Below are 20,617 nucleotides of genomic sequence, written 5' to 3' on the forward strand. Positions count from 1 at the left end.
GAAGGCGTGGCTCATCGCTGCACCACCCGTTGATCGATCGTGCCGAAAATATCGCCCGCGTGCATCGTCACGCGGTCGCCGAACCGGAGGAACGGGGTCTGCGGCGCCCCATGGTCGATCATCTCGATCGCGCGGCGTTCGGACAGGCAGGTCGAGCCGACCTCGCCATGGTTCGGGTTGGACACGGTGCCCGATCCGATGATCGTGCCCGCGGGCAGATCGCGGGTGCGGGCGGCATGGGCGATCAGGTCGTGGAAGCCATAGGCCATCGCATCGCCGGCCGGGCTGCCGAACCACCGTCCGTTGACCTCGACGGTCAGCGACAGGCAGACGCGGCCGTCGACCCATGCCCCACCCAAAGCGTCGGGCGTCACCGCAAAAGGCGCGACCGAACAGGCGGGCTTGGCCTGGACCCAACCGAAGCCCGTCTTCATCTCGACGGGTGCGATCGCGCGCAGCGACCAGTCGTTGAGCAGCAGGACGAGGCGGATGTGGCCGAGCGCGTCGGCGGGGGTGCATCCCATCGGCACGTCGCCGGTGACGACCGCGAACTCGCCTTCGAAATCGATGCCGTCCGCCTCGCTCGGAAACGGCACGTCCTCGCGTCCCGACAGGAAGCGGTGCGACATGCCCTGATACATCAGCGGCTTGTCGGTTTCGATCGGCGGGAGCCGGAACGCCTGCTGCATCAGTTCGCCGTGGGTCGGGAACGCCGAACCGTCGAGCCATTGCCACGCGCGCGGCAGCGGGGCGAGCAGCGTCGCGGGATGGAGCGCCTCACCCTGCCCGGCATCGAGCCGGTCGGCCAGCGCGCGCAACATGGGTTCGCAGCGGCTCCACTGGTCGAGCGCCGATTGCAGCGTACCGTCCGTCGGCAGATAGCGGCTGCCGTCGCCCGATACGACGACCAGCGCCCCGTCGCGGTTGCCGTTGGCGCGGGTCGCGAGCCTCATGTCGCATCCCCGAGAATCGCGACCGCGCGGCACCAGCCCGCCGACCCGCGCTTCACCTTGACCGGCAGGCACGACACGATGAACCCGGTCGCGGGGAGCTGGTCGAGGTTGGTCAGCTTCTCCATGTGGCAATAACCGATGTCGCGACCGGCCTTGTGCCCTTCCCAGACCAGCGAATAGTCGCCGGTTTCGGCAACGCGCGCGGCGGTGTGGCCGAACGGCGCATCCCAGCTCCACGCATCGGTGCCGGTGACCCGCACCCCGCGCGACGTCAGGTACATGGTCGCTTCATAGCCCATGCCGCAGCCGCGCCCCAGAAAATCGGGTTGCCCCAGCGCCGCGCCGGCGGCGGTGTTGACCAGCACGATGTCGAGCGGGCGCAGGTCGTGGCCGATCCGCGCCAGTTCGGCCTCGACCTGCGCCGCCGTCACGACATGGCCGTCGGGCAGGTGCCGGAAGTCGAGCTTCACGCCGGGTTGCAGGCACCAGTCGAGCGGCACCTCGTCGATGGTCAGCGCCGGTTTGCCGCCGCCGCCCAGAGCTTCGTCCTGCGTCGGGTGATAATGCCATGGCGCATCGAGATGCGTGCCGTTGTGGGTCGAGAGCGTCAGCGTCTCCGATGCGGCGAACCCCTGCCCGCCCGCCATCGCATCGGCGGTGATGCCGGGGAAGAACATCGCCGCCTCGGCCACCGTCTCGGCATGGGTCTGGCGGGTAATCGTCGGGCGCATGAACGGCGGGTCGGTGACGACCGCCGGGTCGATCGCGATCGACAGGTCGAGGATGCGGCGGGTCATGCGGTCGCACCCCCCAGCGTCTCGGCGAACCAGTCGGCCAGCAGGTCGCGACCATAGGCCATGTTGTCCGCCCCGACATGCTCGACCCCGCCTTCGCGTGGCGTGAAGATCACCTTCTCGCGGCGCGGCGAATTGACCAGTTGGTCGTAGAGGTCGTCGGCATAGGCGACGCCGATCTGGCGGTCGTTGGCCCCGTGCGTCACGAGGAACGGCACGCGGATGCGGTCCATATGGCCGTTGAGGTTCATCGCGTCCGACTTGGCAAGAAAGTCGTCCTGGTCGCTCGCGCCGAACGCCCAGTGGACGTGCTTCCAATAGTGCGGGACCGGGTTCTCGCCCTCGCGCGCCATGCGCCTGTCCTGCACCTCGCGCCAGTTGTGATTGGCGCCCCATACCGCGCCGCTGGCGAAGCGCGGTTCGTAGGCGACGGCGCGGGGCGCGAAATGACCACCCAGCGAAATGCCGGTCATGCCGATACGCTCGGGATCGACATCGGCCTGACCCTCCAGCCAGTCGACCGCCTTGCCCGCCCAGTGTTCGCTGTGCGGATCGACGGGCAGGTCCTGCAACCGCAGCGCCTCGCCCGAGCCGGGCTGATCGACGCACAGCGTCGAGATGCCCCGCCGTGCCAGTTCGTGCGGCAGCCGCGTCCAGTAGAGCAGCTCCTTGCAGCTATCGAGGCCGTTGCAGAACACCACCACCGGATGCGGCCCGACACCCGGGGCGCGGGTATAGAGCGCGGGCATCGTGCCGGTCGCCAGCGGAATCTCGACCCGTTCGCGGTTCAGCCGACCCAGCATCGTCGACCGGTCGAACGCCTCGCGCGCCTTGGCATAGGTTTCCGTGCGGCCGGGTGCGCCATGGCCCTGCATCCGCTCGGCGGTGAACAGATAAAGGCTGGCGCGCTCCAGCTTGTTCGCCGCCGAGAAGGCGCGGCCCCTGCCCTCGTCCTCGGCGGCGAGGGCGATCAGCTTGGCCCCCATCGCCGCCCATGCCGCCATGAACTGCGGCGTGCCGGCGTCCGCGCCGGTCGCCGCTGCGTCGCTGAGGGGCTGGCACATGTCGATGATCTCACCGAGCTGCGCGCCGCTCTCCATCGCGATCGCGACCGACAGGTTCCAGATATAGTTGGGAAACGGTTCGTACAGCGCCATCGCCGTTACACCGCCACCGGCTGGAACAGGCCCGCGTCGGGCTTGGGATGCGGCATGGTCTGCGGACCGCCGACGCCGATGCCCCACTGGTCCATCGTGCCCGGCCCCGGCACATGCACCTGATGCTGATGCTGCTCGAAATCGACATGTTCGAGTTCGGAGGTATATTCGACGGCGAAGCCGTTGGGCGTGGTGAAATAGCTGAAGGTGTTGTTGCCCGCCGTATGCCGCCCCGGTCCCCAGCGGATGTCGGTCCCGGCCTTCTTCAGCCGCCGGATGCCCGCCATCATGTCGTCGAGCGTCAGCATGTCATAGGCGACATGGTTGAGGCACGGCGGTCCGGGGAGGATCGCCAGCCGGTGATGCGCCGTATTGCAGCGCAGGAAGCACATGAAATCGCCCAGCCAGTCCGACACGCGGAACCCCAGCACGTCGGTGAAGAACGCCACCATCGCGCGGTGGTCGGGCGAATGCAGCACGATATGGCTGATCTTCTGCGGAATGCCTTCCCAGCGGGTCAACTGGCGCGGGGTGCGCCGTTCGACCCCGGCCGAAACCTCGAACGGCAGTCCGTCGGGCGAGAAGAAGCGGAAGCCATAGCCCCCGCCGAAGGTGGTCAGGCCCCGCGGGGCGAAGATGATGCGGCATCCGGCGGCGACCACCTTGTCGTGCAGCGCATCGACATCGGCATCGCTGTCGGCGGCCAGCGCGATCACGTCGACGCGGTTGGCATCGTCCTGCCGCAGCCGGACGACGCATGCCTCGTCATGCCCCTCGGCGGCGAAATGGACCATGCCGTCCACCTCGCCCGCCTCGACCAGTTTCCAGTCGTCGCGGTAAAAGGCGCGTTCGGCGGCCAGATCGGCGACGCCATAGCCGACGAAGCGGATTTCGGTAACTCGGGCCATCACGCCCTCCATGGCTGGGTAGGAAAGAGAAGAACGGAGCCGGCGACGTACGCCGACCCCGAGGGGGAGGGTCAGAACCGGAACGTGCCCTGCACGCCGTAGGTGCGCGGCTGGCCGAAGTTCCAGTTGTAGATGTTGATCCCGCCGCCGGTGAAGCCGGCATAGGTCTTGACGCGATTGTTCTCGACGTTGCGGACATAGCCCTGGAGGCTCAGCGTATCGCCGGGCAGCTTCAGTTCGAGGCTGAGGTCGGTGGTCGTGAACGCCTGCACCCGGTCGCCGCGATAGTTGAACGCGGTGAGGTAATATTCCGACTTGAACCGGCTGAACCCGTTGGCGACCAGTTCATAGCCGCTGCCGAGGTCGATCGACTTGTTGTAGTTGATGCCGATCGTCCACTTCGGGGCCTGCGGCGGGGCATTGCCCGCAAGATCGAGGGTCAGGCGCGGTACGTTGGCGGGCGGGTTGGCCAGCGTCGGTGCCGGGATGCCCGCGAAATTCTGCAACCGGGCATCGATATAGTTGACGATCAGGCCGATCCGGTCGTTGGGCGACAGCTTGATCGTGGTATCGGTCTCGATCCCCCACACCCGGCTCTTGCCCGCATTGAACGTCCGCGCGCCGACCGTGGTATCGATGTAGACCTGCACCTGCTGGTCCTGATAATCATAATAGAAGGCCGAGACGTTGAATTCGAGCGTGTTGTTGAGGAACCGGTTCTTCGACCCGACCTCATACGCCGTCAGGCTTTCCGCATTGAACGCGCCGACCAGATCGAATCCGCCGCTCTTGAAGCCGGTGCTGACCTTGGCATAGAGCAGGTTGTCGCGCGCCGGTTTGTATTCGACGCCCGCGGTCCACGTCACCTTGTCCTCGGCATAGGTCGGGAAACGGATCACCGAGCCGGCGCCGCTGCCGTCGGCGGGCGGGCGGACCATGTTCTGGGTGCGGAAGAAGCCGTAGTTGATGTACTGCGCGTCCTTCTGGTCGTCGGTATAGCGCACGCCGCCGGTGAAGCTGAGCGTGTCGGGCACCACCCAATAGGTCGCCTGCGCGAACGCCGACTTGGATTCCGACTTCACATAGGGGCGGTAGAAGAAGTTGGCGAAGGCACTGGCCAGCGGCAGATACAGGCCGCGCGCGATGATCTGGTTCTCATGGAAATAGAACCCGCCGACCTGCCAGACGAAGCTGCCCTGTGCGCCGCCGTTCAGCCGTACTTCGTGGCTGTGGGTACGGGTGTCGTAGCGGTCGTTGTAGAAGGTGAACTGTTCGGGCAGGAACCCATTCTGCGGCAGGATGACCTGGTTGTCGACGTGGCGATAGCCACCGATGTAGCTGAGCGTCGCGCCGCCGAAATCATAGGCGACCCGGCCGCGCACCGCATATTGCTGGCTCTTGAAGTTGCCGCGCCGGCCGATCGGGAAGCTGGCGGGATCGAACCCCGCCGGCAGGTCGACGAAGCCCGGCACCACCCGTTGCGCCAGCGTCGGATAGGTCACGGGCGACGCGACCGATGCCGGCAGTTCGGTCAGCCCCGGCGTCGCGTTGTTGACCAGCAACCCGTATTGCACCGGGCCGGTCTGGTTCACGTCGACATATTCGCCCGCCAGATACACTTCGAGCGCGCCCGGTGCGAACAGGATGCTGCCGCGCACCGCGTCGACGTTGGCATCGTCGCCCCGGCCCGCCAGCGCGCCATTGTCGACATAGCCGTCATGTTCGTTGTGCAGCCCGGCGATGCGGATCGCGACATCCTGCCCCAGCGGCACGTTGACCGCGCCGGTCGCATAGATCGCGTTGTAATTGCCATAGCCAGCGGTCGCCGAGCCTTCAAAACTGCCGAGCACCGGCTTGGCCGCGACGATGTTGAGCGCACCTGCGGTCGAATTGCGGCCGAACAGCGTGCCCTGCGGCCCGCGCAACACCTCGATCCGTTCGAGATCGAAGAAGTTGGCGTTGAGCGCGACCGGGCGGTTCACATATTCGCCATCGATCGACACGGTCAGCGCCGGATCGGCGCTTTCCGAAATGTCCTGGCTCGACACGCCGCGTATCGCGATCTTGGTGAATACCGAGTCGGGGGTAATGCCGAGATCGGGGGCGAGCCGCTGGAGCCCGCTGACGTCGGTAACTGCCGCCTTGGTCAGATCCGCGCCGCTGACCACGCGGATCGCGATCGGCGTTTCCTGCAACCGGGTCACCATCTTGGTCGCGGTGACGATGATATCGCCCAGTTGGTCGTCGTTCTGCTGGCCGGTGGTGGTGTCGTTGGCGCTGGTCGGCGGGGTGGCCCCGACCGGTTCGGCGGTCTGTGCCAGTGCCGGGACTGTGACCCAACTGGCGGTAGTGGCAAGCGCCGTGGCGGCGATGCGGCGGAACGTCGTCATGCGATCCCCTCTCCATGATAGCGGGGGCGTATTCGCCCCTCGTTTAGAACTAGAATTGCTATTCTATTTGACAGGTAAGTCAAGCGGTCTTGCGCAGCGCCGACCACTTATTTCACCGGCGGGTCAGAACATCGGGTGCGGATTGCGCGCCGTCGCCGGGATCGGCTGAATCACGTCCCAATGTTCGACGATCCTGCCGTCCTTCAACCGGTAAATATCGGCGACCGCCCCACCCCTGCTGGCCGGATCGGTCCGCCCATGCAGGTGGATCATCGCCAGATCGCCGTCGACCAGAATGCGCTTCACGTCGAAGCGCGCGCCGGGCGTGGCGAACTTATCGGCCAGCGCGGCGACGGCGGCGTCGCGTCCGTCGGCGATGCCGGGATTATGCTGGATATAATCGGGCGCCACGAATCGATCGAACGCGCCCTTCACGTCACGCCTGGCATAGAATTGCTCGGCAAAGGCGGTAACGATCGCCCGGTTGCGTTCCGTTTCCGACGCCGTGGGCCGCGCGGCGACGGCGGTCGTCATCACCGCCACCCCGGCCAATCCCGCTACGATCATCCGATTCATGCCCTTGCCTCCACCTCGAAGATCAAACGGTCGCTGGCCGACCCTGCCGACAGGCGCAGGCTGTCGCCGATGCTGCCCCATTCCCCGCCCTGCCAGACGCGCAGCAGCCGTGGTTCGGGCGTCACCCGCACCACCGCCGTCTCCCCGGGGGCAAGCGTCGCCTTGGTGAAGCCGACCAGCGCGAATTCGGGGGCATGGCGATAGAGTTGCACGACCTCGCTGCCCATGCGGTCGCCGGCGTTGCGGATCGTCACCAGCACGCTATCGCCCTCGACCGTCGCATCGACCCAGTCGAACCGGGTATAGCCCCGCCCCGATCCGAAGGCATGCAGCGGCGCGATACCGCGCGCGGCGAATCCGCGATAGCCGACCAACACCCCGTCGTCATAGGCCAGGTCGCCCGCGACATCGGGTTGCAGCGCGAGCGCGGGATAGTCGCGCTCGTCGCGCGCCAGCGTCAGCGGCAGCCGCCCGCCCGGCTCGACATCGCCCGCCAGCACCCCCGCCAGCGCCGGGCCGAACCCTTCGCCCGGATACCATGCCGACACCAGCGCCGCCGCCTGTTCGCCCCAGCGGGCGTCGAAGGCATGTCCGATGTTGGCGATGATCGCGACATTCGGGTTGGCAGCGCAGACCGCGTCGATCAGCGCGACCTGTTCGGCGACGAGCGCGGTGTCGGCGCGGTCCTTGCTCTCGACGCTGGAATCGGAGGTTTCGCCGACCATCAGCACGACCGCGTCGGCCGAGCGCGCGGTATCGACCGCGCGGGCAAGCATCGCCGCCGCGCTGTCGGGACCGCGCACCCCGTACCACAGCCCGTGAACGCGCGCGCCGTCATAGCGGAACTCGACCTCGACCAGCACCCGCTGCCCGGTGGTCAGCGCGACCTCGACACTGTCGGCATCGCCGCGTTTCAGCGATCCCATGACGTCCGACGCGGCCATCCGCTCGGTCCGGTCGAAAACCTCCTTGCCATCGATCCGCAACCGTACCGCGCCGGTCGCACCGACGTAGAAGCGGTGCGCGCCATCGGCGCCGGCGGTGAACCAGCCGCTGGCGCGCACGGCGGCGGGACGATCGAACACCCCTTCGTCATGGACGCCCACGAACCAGACCAGCGAGTTGGTATCGCGCACCTCGCTGAAGACCGGTGTGCCGGTCAGGTCGCTGTCGGCGAAATAATCGACGGTCATGCCGCGCCCGTTGCCCCGGGCCGGCGCGACCGGCATCGACGGTAGGCGCGGCTGCGGATCGACGCCGGGTTCGTAGACGATGTCCGCCCGGTCGCTATAGCGGGCGACGATCGCCTCGATCGGGCGGATCGCGTCGGGCGACAGCGCGATCTTGGCGAAGGTGCCGCCCTGATAGCAGGGAGAGGCGGCATTGGGGCCGATCACCGCGATACGGGCGTGGCGACCGGGGACCAGCGGCAGCAGGTCGCCATCGTTGCGCAACAGCACCATGCCCGCCGCCGCCGCCTCGACCAGCAGCGCGTCGGCGTCCTCGGTACGCGGGGTCTTGGCACCCGACCAGCGGCGCGCGGCGCGGGTGACGCGCGCGGCCGCATCGGCGACGCGGTCGCCCGGAACCTCGCCCCGCTCGACCGCGCCGACCGCATGGGCACCGACGAACCGCGCCGGCCCCGGCATTTCGAGGTCGAGCCCGCCGTTCAGGCTGCCCGCCGTCGAATGGGTGCCGAACCAGTCGCTGATGAACGGACCGTCGAACCCCCATTCCCGCTTCACGATCGTCGAGACATGATCGTGTTCGGCGCACCATGTCCCGTTGACGCGGTTATAGGCGGTCAGCATCGCCCCCGCGCCTGCTGCTGCGCACAGTTCGAACGGCAGCAGGTAGATTTCGCGCAGCGTCCGTTCGTCGACGACCGCGTTCATCCGGTCGCGGTCGGTTTCGCTGTCGTTGCACACCAGATGCTTGACGCACGCGCCGGTGCCGGTCGACTGCAATCCGCGCGTCCATGCCGCCCCGGCGATGCCGGTGAGCAGCGGATCTTCCGAATAATATTCGAACGCCCGCCCGGCGAGCGGGCTGCGCGCCAGATTGACGTTGGGGGCCAGCACCATGTCGACGCCGCAGCGCACCGCCTCGCCACCCACCAGCGCACCCATTCGTTCGATCAGCGCGGGGTCGAAGCTGGCACCCAGTGCCGTGGCGCAGGGCGACAGCCGCGCGACGTCGCGTTCGTCGACCCGGCCGCTGGCGATCCCCATCGGCCCGTCGCTCAGGTGCAGCGAGGGGACGCCAGCATGCGGGATCGCGACCGTGCGCCACATCGTCGCCCCGGCGGTGAGGCTCGCCGCCTCGGTCAGCGTCAGGTCGCTCATGCGACCGGCTCCAGCCGGAACGCCATTATGTGGCGGGCCATCGTCGCAATCTGTCCGGCGATGGCCGGATCAGCGATCGCACCGTCGCCGCCGAACGGTTTCTGGGCGATCGAATTGATCGCGATGCCCGCCGGCGTCGGCCAGCCGCGCATCGCGTGGACGATGCCGCGCAGCGCGGCGAGCGTGACGCCGCCCGCCTGCCATCCCGCCGCCGACACGATCAGTCCGACCGGCATCCCGTCGAAATACACCCGCTCGTCACCGCGCAGATCCTCCAGCAGATCGATCGCGTTCTTGACCACCCCCGACACCCCGCCGTGATAGCCGGGCGTGCCGATCACCAGCGCGTCGGCATCGCGCAGCGCGGCGACGAACGCCGCCTGCTCCGCCGTCCGCTCGGGGCGTTCGGGGTTGAAGTGCGGCAGGGCGGCGAGCGCCGGACCGTCGAACATGGTCGTCCGCGCCCCCATTGCCGCGCAGTCGCCCAGCACCGCGCGCACCAGCATCTCGCTGGAGGAGCGGGGGCGGAACGTGCCGCCGATCCCGATGATGTGGCGGGCCATCGCTCAACCCTTCCGGAACGCGGGCATGACCTTCTCGGACAACAGCCGCAGCGTCTGGTCGCCCAGCCGCAGCCGCTCGTCGGTCAGCGGGCCGGTGGTGGTGCCGCACAGGATGTTGCCGATGCCGAGGTCGGCATAGGGCCTGAGATGCTCGACCACCGTCTCGGGCGATCCGTACAGGCACCATGTTCCGATCCAGTCGTCGGTCAGCGCGTTGGGCGTGCGGTCGGTCTTCTTGTTGGCGTCGTTCGATTCCGCCCGGGCGTTGAACGCCGCCTCGCGCTCGATCGCGTCCTGATAGGCGCGCAGGATCGTCATCATCTCGTCGCGGGCCTGTTCGTCGCTGTCGGCGACATGGACCAGTTGATAGGTGTGCGTCGTCCAGTCGAGCGCGCGCGCGATCTTTTCCGCGCTGTGCCCCGCTTCCTCCAGCATCGCGCGATAGATGCCGAAGAATTTGGCGACGTGCTTCATCGGTTCGGTCCCGCCGATCTGCGGCGGGGTGAAGGCGGGGATGAACGCGGGCCACGCATTCTCGGCGGCGCGGCGCGCGCTCGATTCCTTCATCGCGACCGGCATCAGCCGCGCATGCCCCTCGCTATAGGCGGCGGGCGCGATGCGTTGCAGGACGCGGCCCTGGTGCGGGCCGTTGTCGATCTCGACCGCCGGATCGTCGACCGTCTTGGCCCAGAGCTGTTCGGCGAGCGCGAGGTTGCGTTCCGAAATCTGCCCGGCATCGCGGTAATCGACGCCGAAGCCGATCATTTCCTCAGGGGTGGTGCCCGATCCGACGCCGACGAGCAGCTTGCCGTCGGTCAACTGGTCGAGAATGTTGATCCGCTCGACGAACCGGACCGGGTGATGCAGCGGCACCGACGTGACCGAAAAGCCGAAATGCATGTGCGGATGCTTCGCCGCCAGATAGGCCGCGAACATATAGCTGTCGCTGGCGATCGGCATGTAGCCGTTGAAGTGATGATCGGGCAGGAAGAGCCCGTCGAAGCCGAGCGCGGCGGCGCGAGCGGCATGGCCGGTCAGCCCATGGATCAGCGCGCGGTCCTGCTCCGGCGCCATCGAACGTGCATTGAGGAACACCGAGAAACGCATTCGACCTCTCCCTTTTCGCGGCCGGTTGTCCCGGTACGCGGTTGCCGCTCGTTGCCGAGTGGCCTAAACTAAAATTAGAACTGCTATTCTGATATGCCTCCGTTCCGGGGGCTGTCAATGGGGTGCCGATGGATATTGAAACGATCATGGCCAAGGCGCGCGTGCCACAGCAGGGCCGCAGCAAGGCCAGCTTCGAACGAATGCTGACCACCGCCGAGGAATTGATGACCCAGCGCGGGTCGGACGAATTCACGCTGAACGAGGTGGCCAAACACGGAAAGGTATCGATCGGGTCGATCTATTGCCGGTTCGACAGCAAGGAGGATTTGGTCCACGTCGTACAGTTACGCGTGCTGGAACGGGTCGACACCGACATGCTCGAAGCGATCGCGGCGGCGCAGGCGCGCGGCGGCGGCCTGATCGATGTGGTGCATGACCTGGTCCAGTCGGTTGCCGAGGTGCTGCGCCGCTATGCCGACCGGATGCGCCCGCTGATGCTGCGCGCCAGCGGCGATCCCGTCATCGCCGCGATCGGCAAGCGCAGCTATGTCCGCACCAGCGAGGCGGTGATCGACGCGCTGCTGACCTGCGTGGACGAGATCCGCCATGACGATCCGCGCCATGCGGCCGACGCCGGGTTCCGCATCCTCTATGCCTCGATCGCGCGCTACCTCGGCTTCGGATCGTCGCTGGATGCTGCGGGCGAAGGCGACTGGAACGAGCTGAAAAGCGACCTGTCGGACATGCTGGCGGCCTATCTGTCGACCAGGCCCAAGGCCCGCCCCCTGCCCGCCTGACCCGCGACCACGCCGCTTTCTTTCCCCTTGCCGTGGGCTCGGTCAGGCTATATCAGAACATTCGTTCTAATAAGCCGCGATGACGGCAGGGATGAGGATGAGGAGCGTCATGGCCGATACAGGCTGGACCCGGCGCGACACGCTGGGCGGTGCCGCATTGTTCGCGCTGGTGGTGGGGTTGCCCGTCGCCGTGGTGCGGATGACCGATACCGACGAAACGGCCAGCGATCGCCAACGCACCATGTTGCGCGAGGCCGCACAGGCGGTGATCCCGCGCACCACGACCCCCGGTGCCGGGGATGTCGGCGCGCAGGATTTCGTGATCCTCGCGCTCGCGCACGGCCTCGACGGCACCCGCGCCCCTGCGGCCGGCGCGGCATTGCCCGTGACCGTCACCCGTCATTTGCGCCGCGACGGCACGCTTGACTATCTCGACTGGCTGGAATGGCAGCTCGACGCGAATGCCCGCGGCGACTTCCTGCGCGAAGGCCCTGTGCGGCGCATGGCGGCGGTCGAGGCGATCGACCGCGCGGCGTTCGCCGAAACCGATCGCGCCGCTCCCGAATCACCGTGGAAGAAGCTCAAGGCGCTGATACTCACCGCCTATTACACCTCCGAGGCCGGCGCATCGCGCGAGCTGCAATATGAGCTGGTCCCCGGCAGGTTCGACCCCGATCTACCCTTTGTTCCCGGCAGTCGCGCATGGTCGAGCGACTGGACCGCGGTGGAGTTCAGTTGATGGCCGATGCAACCTTCGATGCGATCGTGATCGGATCGGGCATCACTGGCGGCTGGGCCGCCAAGGAACTGACCGAGGCGGGGCTGAAGGTCCTGATGCTCGAACGCGGGCCGATGATCGAACACGGCACCGGCTATACCAACGAAACCAAGGCGCCGTGGGATCTCGACTTTCGCGGGCTGGGCGATGCCGCGCTGTTCGAAACCGATTATGCAGTGCAGCGCAAGAACCGCCACTTCACCGAATTCACGCAGGACCGCTTCGTGAACGACCGCGAGAACCCGTACACCACCGAGGGCGCGACCGAGTTCAACTGGTGGCGCAGCCACAACCTAGGCGGGCGGTCGCTGTCGTGGGGGCGGCAATGCTATCGCTGGTCGGATTACGACTTCGATGCCAACCGCCGCGACGGACACGGCACCGACTGGCCGATCCGCTACGCCGACATCGCGCCATGGTATGACAAGGTCGAGGAGTTCGTCGGCGTGGCGGGCATGGCCGAAGGGTTGCCGCAGTTGCCCGACGGGCGCTTCTTGCCGCCGATGGCGCTCAACCCCGTCGAGCAACACGTCCGCACGGTGATCGGCGAACGCTGGGCCGGACGGCGGCTGACCATCGGGCGCAACGCCAACCTGACCGTCGCCAAGCCCGACGAGGGGCGCGCGGCGTGCCAGTATCGCTCGATCTGCGCGCGTGGCTGTTCCTACGGCGCCTATTTCTCGACCCAGAGTTCGACGCTGCCCGCCGCACGGAAGACCGGCAACCTGACGCTGATGACCGATGCGGTGGTCGAGGCGATCGAGCACGACCCGGTGACCGGGCGCGCGACCGGTGTCCGCTTCCTCGATACCAAGGGGAACACGCACAAGCGCGCCACCGCGCGGATCGTGTTCCTGAACGCCGGATCGTTCAACAGCGTCGGCGTACTGCTGCGTTCGGCGACCGGGGCGAACCCGACCGGCCTCGCCAATTCCAGCGGGATATTGGGCACGCATATCATGGACCATGCGCAGACGGTCGCAGGGATCGCGATCATGCCGGGGTTCGAGGAACATACCTATTTCGGCAACCGCCCGACCGGGGTGGTCATTCCGCGCTTCCGCAACCTCGACACGATCGACGGCAAGGGCCACACGCGCGGCTTCTCCTATCAGGGGGGCGCCTTCCGCGCGGCATGGACGCGCGGCAAGCGCGATGCGGGGATCGGTGCGGACTATAAGGACGGGCTGCGCGAACCGGGCCCATGGCGGATGGTGCTGGTCGCCTTCGCCGATTCGATGCCCCGCGCGACCAACCGCATCACGCTCGATCCGACTGTAAAGGATTCAGCCGGGCTGGCCGCGCTGCGTATCGCGTTCGAACACGGCAAGGAGGAACGCGCCGCGCTGGCGGAGGCAAAGGCGGAGGCCGCCGCGATGCTGACCGCCGCCGGGGGCCATGTCATCATGGGGCTAGACCAGCCCAGCCCCGGTGGATCGGCGATCCACGAAATGGGCGGCGCGCGGATGGGCCATGATCCCCGGACCAGCGTGCTGAACAAGTGGAGCCAGTCGCACGACGTCGCCAACCTGTTCGTCACCGATGGCGCGCAGATGGCATCGTCGGCCTGCCAGAACCCGTCGCTGACCTATATGGCGCTGACCGCGCGTGCCGCCGCCACGGCGGTGTCGATGCTGAAGGAAGGCTCGCTCTGATCCCAGTTTGCTAGCGGGCACATCCCGCCAGGCACCGCCCGGGTGCGGTGCCGCCCGGAGTGGAACCATGTCTCTTGCCGCCTGTATTTCATGGCCGTTCGTCGTGGGCGCGCCGCCCGCCCCCGCCCCCGCCGCCACCCGCATCGCGCGGGGTAGCTGACATGCCGGAAGGGGTGCGGGACGACCTCCCGCTCGCGTCGCCGCCGCTTCCCGCGTCGGCGAAGCTCGCCTATGGCATTGGCGACTTCGGCTTCGGATTGTCGTGGAACATGGTGGGGGCGTTCCTGCTGTTCTTCTACACCGATGTCGCGTTGCTCCCCGCCGCCGCAGTCGGCACGCTGCTGCTCGTCTCGCGGCTGGCCGACGCCGCGATCGATCCGGTCATCGGCATCGCGGTCGACCGGACGCGCGGGCGCAGCGGGCGGGCGCGGCCGTGGTTCAAATGGGGCGCGGTCCCCTTCGGACTGTTGTGCGCCGCCACCTTCTGGATACCTCCCGGCAGCGAAATCATCCGGTTGTTGTGGGCGGTCCTGACCTTCGGTGCGCTCGGCATCCTCTTTTCGGTCGTCAACATCCCCTATGGCGCGCTGCTGCCGATGATGACCAACCGGTCGAACGAGCGGCTGACGCTCGGCAGCCTGCGCGCGGCGGGCACCGCGATCTCGGTGATCGTCGCCACCGCCGCGACGATGCCGCTGGTCGGGGCGCTGGGCGGCGGCGATCAGGCACGGGGGTTTCTTATCGTCGGCACGCTCTTCGGCCTGCTCACCACGCTCACCACGCTCAACCTGCTGCGCTGCCCCGAACAGGTCCATGCGCCCGACCAGCCGCATCGCCAGGCGGTGTTGCCCCAGGTGCGCGCGATGATCGCCAACCGGGCGTGGCACACGGTGTTCCTGTTCGCGCTGCTCAATTTCGTCCGGTTCGGCGCGGTGCTGGCGGTCACGCCGTTCTTCGCGATCAACGTGCTGGGTAAGCCATGGATGATCTCGATCCTGCTGCCCGCCGTGTCGGGAACGCTGCTGATCGGATCGATCATCGCCCCGCCCTATCTGAAGCGAATGGGCATGCGTCGCGGCAACCTGATCGCGCTCCTCGCCGCGCTGCCCCTGTTCGCGCTGCTGCCGTTGACGGAGGGGTCGACCGCCGCGTTCCTGACGCTCTATCTGATCGGATCGGTGCTGCTCAGCATCACGATGACCGCGATCTTCGCGATGGCGGCCGAGGCGATCGAATATCACGAACAATTGACCGGGACCCGCAACGAAGGACTCTTGTCGTCGGGCATCAGCCTGTCGACCAAGATCGGCATGGCACTGGGCGGCGCGCTGATCGCGTTCGGGCTGGCCAGCATCGGCTATGTGCCGGGCAAGGGTGGCGCGCAGGTCGTGTCGGGGCTGCGCTGGCTCTATTACGCGCCGATCATCCTGTGCATGATCGCGCAGATGGCGGTGATCGCGCGCTATCCGGCGATCCGTCGCGCGACCCGGTAACGGTCCGCCCCCCGATCGGCGATCGGGGGGGCAGGTCGATCGATCAGGCGCCGCCCGCCTTCAGACGGTCGACATCCTCCGGCGAAAGCGGCCGGATCATCACGTTCCGATACATGATTTCCGCGGCTTCGAATTCGAGCGCGATACGGCCGCCGGTCAGCGGCGCGTTGCCCCGGTCGCGCATGGCGAACAGGGTCATGACGATGCGCCCGTTGACCAGATGCGCGGCCTGATCGCCAAAAGCGTAGAGGTCGAGCGTATTCCAGCCATCCAGCGTTTCATAGGACCCGGCATGGCGGAACCACTGGCGGGCGATGCCGCCCGCCACGACCGGCGGCTCATAGGTCGTCGGCAGCCCGGGGAAATAGGTCGGCCACAGCGGCGTTCCGCCCAGCACCGGTCCGGCCAGGGCCCGGCTGTTAATCATGATGGCGTCGCCGACATCGCCCTCCTCGACCTGGAACTCGACGCCGTCGGGGAACAGCCGGTCGCGTTCGGGGCCGAGATGATACAGGATGCCGCTGTTGCGGCGTTGCAGGGCACGCGGCGCGAACCGCGCGGTGCCCCATCGATAGTCGAGACGCAGATGATAGTTGGACCAGCGGTCGACCGTCGCGATGTGGCCGAACGCGGCCTTCTCCGGTCCGCGATAGTCGCGGCCGTGGAAATGCACGACACCGTCATCGACGGCGACGACGCCCAGCGTATCGCGGGCCCCGATGCCGTCCTGATAGAACGTCCAGCCGTCCAGACCATTTCCATCGAACAGCGGCCGCCAGCCGGCCACGGTTCGCGGACCCGCCGCGACGGTCATCCCGGACATGCCGAGCAAGGCCGTGCCGGCGGCACCCGCCAGCATCGAACGGCGATCGATGCGAGGCGGGGCCATCATGCCGACAACCGAAGCAGCTTCGCATCCTTCGTCGTCGGCACGAACGGCAGGTATGAGATCCGCATCGTCTCTGCCAGTTCGATGCGATGTTCGCCCGGCGCCAGTCCGCCGGCGCGCCTGACGCCGATCACCGCCTTTTCACCGAAATTCCAGCGATCGCCATATTCGCTCTCCAGCTCGTCGAGCGTCCAGGTGCGGCCGCGCAGCGTGAGCGTCACGTCCTCGCGCGGCACGGCATCGCCGTCGATGGTCACCGCTACATTCTCGATCATCGAAAGCCCCAGCCCCCGATAATAGGGCAGCCGTGCCTCGATACTGAAACCGTCCCCGGTCGTCTTGAGGCTGTCGTCCACGATCATCTTGTTGTCGAACATGTCGGTTCCCTTCAGGCAGCCAGAGCGGTGGTGGCGGGGCCGTCGATCAGGGCTTTCAGCATTTCCTGATGGCGGCGGACCTGTTCGACCGAATCGACGGTGTGCGCGTCCTCGATCCAGCGGTTCCCCTCATATTCCGAACAGATATAGCCGTCGTACCCGCCCTGCTTGAGCACCGCGACGATCTTGTCATAGGGAATGCCGGGTTCGACCAAGTCGGCGTCCATCTGATAGAATTTGCCGTGGATGTGGTGGATGCGGTGCATGTAATCGAGCATCCGCTTCGGCTCGAACGCCGCATTGTGGCGCAGCGTCTCGGCCATGCCGATCGCGGGGCCCGTGCCGCCCATCTCGCGCACGTTGAGGATGACGTACTCGCTGAGCACGCGGTCCTCATACGCCTTGGTGATATAGTCGGCGATGTGATGCGGCACGCCGTTGCGGATGAAGCGTTCCTTCCACACCGGCGGGAACCGGAACAGGAACATGCCCATGTCGGGCAGGAAGCCCAGTGCGTCGCTGCCCGATTTCTCGAAGGCTTCGGCGTGGCGGATGATCCACGGATGGTCGAAATGCAGCGGCGCATGCACTTCGATCAGGATCTTGATCCCCTTTTCCTCGGCATGAGGCGCAGCGGCGACCAGCACTTCGGGCGCGATCGACACGAGCGCGCGGACGTACTTCATGCCCAGCCGCGCGCCGAAGTCGATGTCCTTCCTCACGCTGGCGACCTGCTCGTCGAACGGCATGTCGCGGCCCTTGTACCGCTTGTAGTCGAGCATGAAATCATGAGCGACCGGCACCGCGTCATATTTTGCGATCAACTGGTGCCACTCGGCGATCTTCTCGTCGGCCACGCCCACTTCGGGCCAGCCCCAGAAGGTCTGCTCGCCGATGATCTCGATCCCTGGCGCGCCCAGCTCGACGCTGGTGCGGATGCAGTCCTCCAGCGTCATCGTGCCGAGGAAGGTTTCGTTCTGATAGCTGTAGAGGCTGACGCCCCGCTTGATCGTCATGATGATGGTCCCGAACGGTGAGGAAGGATCAGGCGACCGCGGCGGCGGCGGGGGACCCGCCGTCGCGCCGCTTCGCCGCGATAAGGACCGCGACGACAGCGCCGACGATCCCGGCCACGCCCATGATGAGGAACGCGCCCTGCATCGCGCCCGTCTGGACGCGGAACATCGAAACCAGGAACGGGCTGGAGAATTGCCCGAAGAAGAAGCAGGCGGTCCACACACCCATGCCGCGTCCGCGATGCTCGAACGGCAGCCTGGTCTGCGCCCACGCGATCAGCGTCGGCACCGCCATGCCCGCCCCGGTCTGCTGCACGACCAGCCCGGCGACCATCCAGCGCCAGTCGGGGGCCAGCCCGATCGTCGCCAGCCCGCCACCGATCAGCGCGAGGAAGATGCCGAGCTGCACCACCGGCCGCGCCCGGCCGGTCGCCCAGAAGATCGCCGATCCGACCATGACGAACAGGCTGGGGATGAAGGTCAGCTTGCCGAGGTCCTGCGACGACTGGATGCCGACCTCGCGGAACGCCATGCCGCCGTTGATGATGAAGACGTAATAGAGCGCGGAGGCGAACAGCGTTACCGCGCCGATCGCCGCAACCGACGCGGCGGGAAACGGGCTGCGCGCCGGTTCGGCCCCGATGCCGAGCATCTTGCGCGCGGTCGCGTCGCTGCTCGGCTCGTACAGGAATTTCGCAGCGGCGAGGAACGTCGGGAACGCGATCAGGTAGATCAGGAAGATGCCGTTCCAGCGCAGCCCGGTCAGGAAGCCGCTGGCGAGGATCACCCCGCTGGCGAGGAACGGCCCGGCCAGCCCCTGGAGCGTCAGCCAGTTGCGGCGACCCTTTTCGTCCCAATAATCGCCGATCAGCGTGTTCATCGTCGTCAGGATCGCCGCCTCGGCGACACCCAGCAGCAGCCGCGAGGCATAGATCGCGTTCAGGTCATCCAGAAAGAACGGCGCCGCCCCGAACACGCCGAACAGGAGCGTCGCCCCCAGCAACAGCTTGCGCCGCCCGAAGCGGTCGACGAGAATTCCGGCGAACAGCGCGAAGATCGCGATGGTCAGCCCCGGAGCCGACACCATCGCGGGCACTTTCCATGCGGCGGTCGGCTCGGTCGAGAAATGGTCGATGATCGACGGCACCGCCGGGAACAGCGACACGATGGCAAGGATCGGCAGGAACCCCGCGATGATGACGGTCAGCCCCTGCCCGATACCGGGGCGACGCGCGCTCGTATCCTGTGTGTCGGTGTTCATCCGATCCCTCTCCCGCAATCCACGACCGGTGATCCGGCTCAATTAGAACTTGCATTCTGATACGTGGTATCGCCATGACCTGCAACCCTGTCAAGCAAGGATCGATCAGGTGACCATCACGGCGGTTTCGGACGGGTTGAGCGACCGGCAACGCAGCTTCGCGTTCGCCACGATCCTGGTGGCGTTCGTGATGGACGTGGTCGATTCGACGATCGTCAACACCGCGCTGCCCGCGATCCAGTCCGGGCTGGCGGTGTCCGACCGGGTGATGCAGTGGGTGGTGTCGGGCTATTTCCTGACGTTCGCGGTGCTGCTGGTCGTTGGCGGGCGGCTGGGCGATCTGTTCGGCTATGCGCGGATGTTCGTGATCGGGGTGGTCGGCTTCACGCTGGCGTCGCTTGCCTGCGGCATGGCGCCGGACGGCGGCACCCTGTCCGCCGCGCGGTTGGCGCAGGGCGCGGCGGCGGCGATCATGGCCCCGCAGGGGGTGGCGTTGATCCAGTTGCTCTACACGCCCACCGAACGCATCGGCCGGCTGGCGGCATTCGGCGTCATCGGCGGGTTGGCGGCGATCGGCGGTCCGATCCTCGGCGGGTTGCTGATCGAATGGAGTCCGCTTGGGCTCGGGTGGCGCAGCGTGTTCCTCATCAACCTGCCGTTCGGAATGCTGGCGCTGGTCGCCGGTCTGACGCTGCTGCCTTCAGGGCGGTCGGGCCATGCGCTGCGCCCCGACGTGCCGGGATCGCTGCTGCTGTTCGGCGCACTCGGAACGGCGCTGCTACCGCTGATCGAAGGGCGTGCTGCCGGATGGCCGTGGTGGACCATCGCGCTGGGCGTTGCCAGTGGCGGGCTGTGGTGGGCGTTCTGGCGCTATGAGCGACGGCGACGGGCGACGATCGGTTCGGCGTTGATCGAACCGTCGCTTTTCGCCGAACCCCGGTTTTGCATCGGCCTGTCGACGACCGCGGCCTTCGCCATGGCATCCGCCGGCTTCCTGCTGACCCTCAGCCTGACGCTGCAACGCGGTCTGGGCTATGCGCCGATCGACGTCGCGCTGCTTCACGTTCCCTTCGGTCTGGGCGTGATGGCCGGCATCAGCCAGATCGGACGCAAGGCGCTGCCCCGCCACGGCAAGCGCGTGCCGATGATCGGGGCGCTCGTGATGGCCGCCGGCTGTCTGGCGACCGCGATCGCGATCTGGCTGGTGCTGCCGCCGGGCTTGATCGGTGCGGCGCTGCTGGTCGCCGGCATCGGCATGGGTACGCTCAGCGGGCCGCTCGGCCCGATCACGCTTGCCGGAGTCGATCGCAACCATGCCGGCGTCGCCGGTGCCACGCTCAAGACCGTACAGCAGATCGGTGGCGCGCTCGGCACCGCGCTGGTGGCCACGATCTACTTCGCGATGATCGCCGATCGATCCGGGCAAGGGGTTCCGACCGCGTTTCTGGCAGCGAGCGGGATCGTTGCAATCGATCTGGTCGGACTGGCATGGTTGCTGAACTTCTTGCCGGACCGGCTTTTCGACCAACGTCACGGGTAGCGTGACCGGAGCATCGGC

General features: G+C 67.1%; 18 protein-coding genes. 5 read left to right on the top strand and 13 right to left on the bottom strand.

The features are described from left to right. Nucleotides 1-11 precede the first annotated feature (11 nt). The 9 genes from ASE78_RS07145 to ASE78_RS07185 form a co-directional block, all read right to left on the bottom strand. On the bottom strand, nt 12-953 hold the full coding sequence (locus tag ASE78_RS07145) for a fumarylacetoacetate hydrolase family protein (protein WP_056494954.1): 942 nt from the start codon (nt 951-953) through the stop codon (nt 12-14). Further along, complete coding sequence (locus tag ASE78_RS07150; RefSeq protein WP_056494957.1) at nt 950-1,750, bottom strand: cyclase family protein; 801 nt, start codon at nt 1,748-1,750, stop codon at nt 950-952. The genes ASE78_RS07145 and ASE78_RS07150 overlap by 4 nt, the downstream gene beginning before the upstream one ends. After that, a complete protein-coding gene (locus tag ASE78_RS07155) occupies nt 1,747-2,904 on the bottom strand; it encodes an alpha/beta hydrolase family protein (RefSeq protein ID WP_056494960.1) in 1,158 nt (385 codons plus the stop codon). Before ASE78_RS07155 ends, ASE78_RS07150 begins: the two co-directional genes overlap by 4 nt. Before the next feature lie 5 nt (nt 2,905-2,909). Further along, nucleotides 2,910-3,812, bottom strand: coding sequence for a VOC family protein (locus tag ASE78_RS07160; RefSeq protein ID WP_055757277.1), 903 nt, complete (start codon nt 3,810-3,812; stop codon nt 2,910-2,912). Between the two features lie 71 nt (nt 3,813-3,883). Further along, nucleotides 3,884-6,202 (bottom strand): TonB-dependent receptor, encoded by a 2,319-nt coding sequence (locus ASE78_RS07165; RefSeq protein ID WP_055756179.1) that lies wholly within the window; start codon nt 6,200-6,202, stop codon nt 3,884-3,886. Nucleotides 6,203-6,325: 123 nt separating this feature from the next. Continuing rightward, a complete protein-coding gene (locus tag ASE78_RS07170) occupies nt 6,326-6,778 on the bottom strand; it encodes a nuclear transport factor 2 family protein (RefSeq protein WP_055756177.1) in 453 nt (150 codons plus the stop codon). Next, a complete protein-coding gene (locus ASE78_RS07175; RefSeq protein ID WP_056494964.1) occupies nt 6,775-9,123 on the bottom strand; it encodes a glycoside hydrolase family 3 C-terminal domain-containing protein in 2,349 nt (782 codons plus the stop codon). The genes ASE78_RS07170 and ASE78_RS07175 overlap by 4 nt, the downstream gene beginning before the upstream one ends. Next, entirely contained in the window at nt 9,120-9,686 is a 567-nt protein-coding gene (locus ASE78_RS07180) for an NADPH-dependent FMN reductase (protein WP_056494967.1), read from the bottom strand. The genes ASE78_RS07175 and ASE78_RS07180 overlap by 4 nt, the downstream gene beginning before the upstream one ends. A 3-nt stretch (nt 9,687-9,689) precedes the next feature. Continuing rightward, the gene (locus ASE78_RS07185) at nt 9,690-10,793 is read right to left on the bottom strand and encodes an LLM class flavin-dependent oxidoreductase (RefSeq protein ID WP_055756171.1); all 1,104 of its coding nucleotides are present in this window, start codon (nt 10,791-10,793) and stop codon (nt 9,690-9,692) included. A gap of 128 nt (nt 10,794-10,921) precedes the next feature. Here ASE78_RS07185 and ASE78_RS07190 point away from each other — a divergent pair, with 128 nt between their 5' ends. From ASE78_RS07190 to ASE78_RS07205, 4 genes are all read left to right on the top strand, one after another. Further along, nucleotides 10,922-11,590: a TetR/AcrR family transcriptional regulator gene (locus tag ASE78_RS07190; protein WP_056494970.1), complete on the top strand. Its 669-nt coding sequence runs from the start codon at nt 10,922-10,924 to the stop codon at nt 11,588-11,590. A gap of 109 nt (nt 11,591-11,699) precedes the next feature. Beyond that, a complete protein-coding gene (locus tag ASE78_RS07195) occupies nt 11,700-12,329 on the top strand; it encodes a gluconate 2-dehydrogenase subunit 3 family protein (RefSeq protein ID WP_056494973.1) in 630 nt (209 codons plus the stop codon). Next, on the top strand, nt 12,329-14,023 hold the full coding sequence (locus ASE78_RS07200; protein ID WP_056494976.1) for a GMC oxidoreductase: 1,695 nt from the start codon (nt 12,329-12,331) through the stop codon (nt 14,021-14,023). The genes ASE78_RS07195 and ASE78_RS07200 overlap by 1 nt, the downstream gene beginning before the upstream one ends. Before the next feature lie 173 nt (nt 14,024-14,196). Continuing rightward, entirely contained in the window at nt 14,197-15,516 is a 1,320-nt protein-coding gene (locus ASE78_RS07205; RefSeq protein WP_200911006.1) for an MFS transporter, read from the top strand. 43 nt (nt 15,517-15,559) lie between these two features. On the opposite strand, the gene ASE78_RS07210 is transcribed toward ASE78_RS07205, so the two are convergent. The 4 genes from ASE78_RS07210 to ASE78_RS07225 are packed head-to-tail and all read right to left on the bottom strand — an operon-like array spanning nt 15,560 to nt 19,059. Continuing rightward, nucleotides 15,560-16,408 (bottom strand): DUF1080 domain-containing protein, encoded by an 849-nt coding sequence (locus tag ASE78_RS07210; protein WP_235514900.1) that lies wholly within the window; start codon nt 16,406-16,408, stop codon nt 15,560-15,562. Beyond that, a complete protein-coding gene (locus ASE78_RS07215) occupies nt 16,405-16,782 on the bottom strand; it encodes a C-glycoside deglycosidase beta subunit domain-containing protein (protein WP_056494985.1) in 378 nt (125 codons plus the stop codon). The genes ASE78_RS07210 and ASE78_RS07215 overlap by 4 nt, the downstream gene beginning before the upstream one ends. 11 nt (nt 16,783-16,793) lie before the next feature. Continuing rightward, nucleotides 16,794-17,804 carry a sugar phosphate isomerase/epimerase family protein gene (locus ASE78_RS07220; RefSeq protein WP_156351331.1) on the bottom strand — a complete coding sequence of 337 codons (1,011 nt, stop codon included), beginning with the start codon at nt 17,802-17,804 and terminating at the stop codon, nt 16,794-16,796. 22 nt (nt 17,805-17,826) lie between these two features. Then, entirely contained in the window at nt 17,827-19,059 is a 1,233-nt protein-coding gene (locus ASE78_RS07225) for an MFS transporter (RefSeq protein WP_056494989.1), read from the bottom strand. A gap of 109 nt (nt 19,060-19,168) precedes the next feature. Here ASE78_RS07225 and ASE78_RS07230 point away from each other — a divergent pair, with 109 nt between their 5' ends. Further along, on the top strand, nt 19,169-20,599 hold the full coding sequence (locus ASE78_RS07230) for an MFS transporter (RefSeq protein WP_056494992.1): 1,431 nt from the start codon (nt 19,169-19,171) through the stop codon (nt 20,597-20,599). The last annotated feature ends 18 nt before the right edge of the window (nt 20,600-20,617 follow it).

Origin of the sequence: Sphingomonas sp. Leaf25 (genome assembly GCF_001421635.1) — a bacterium.
Lineage (GTDB): Bacteria > Pseudomonadota > Alphaproteobacteria > Sphingomonadales > Sphingomonadaceae > Sphingomonas.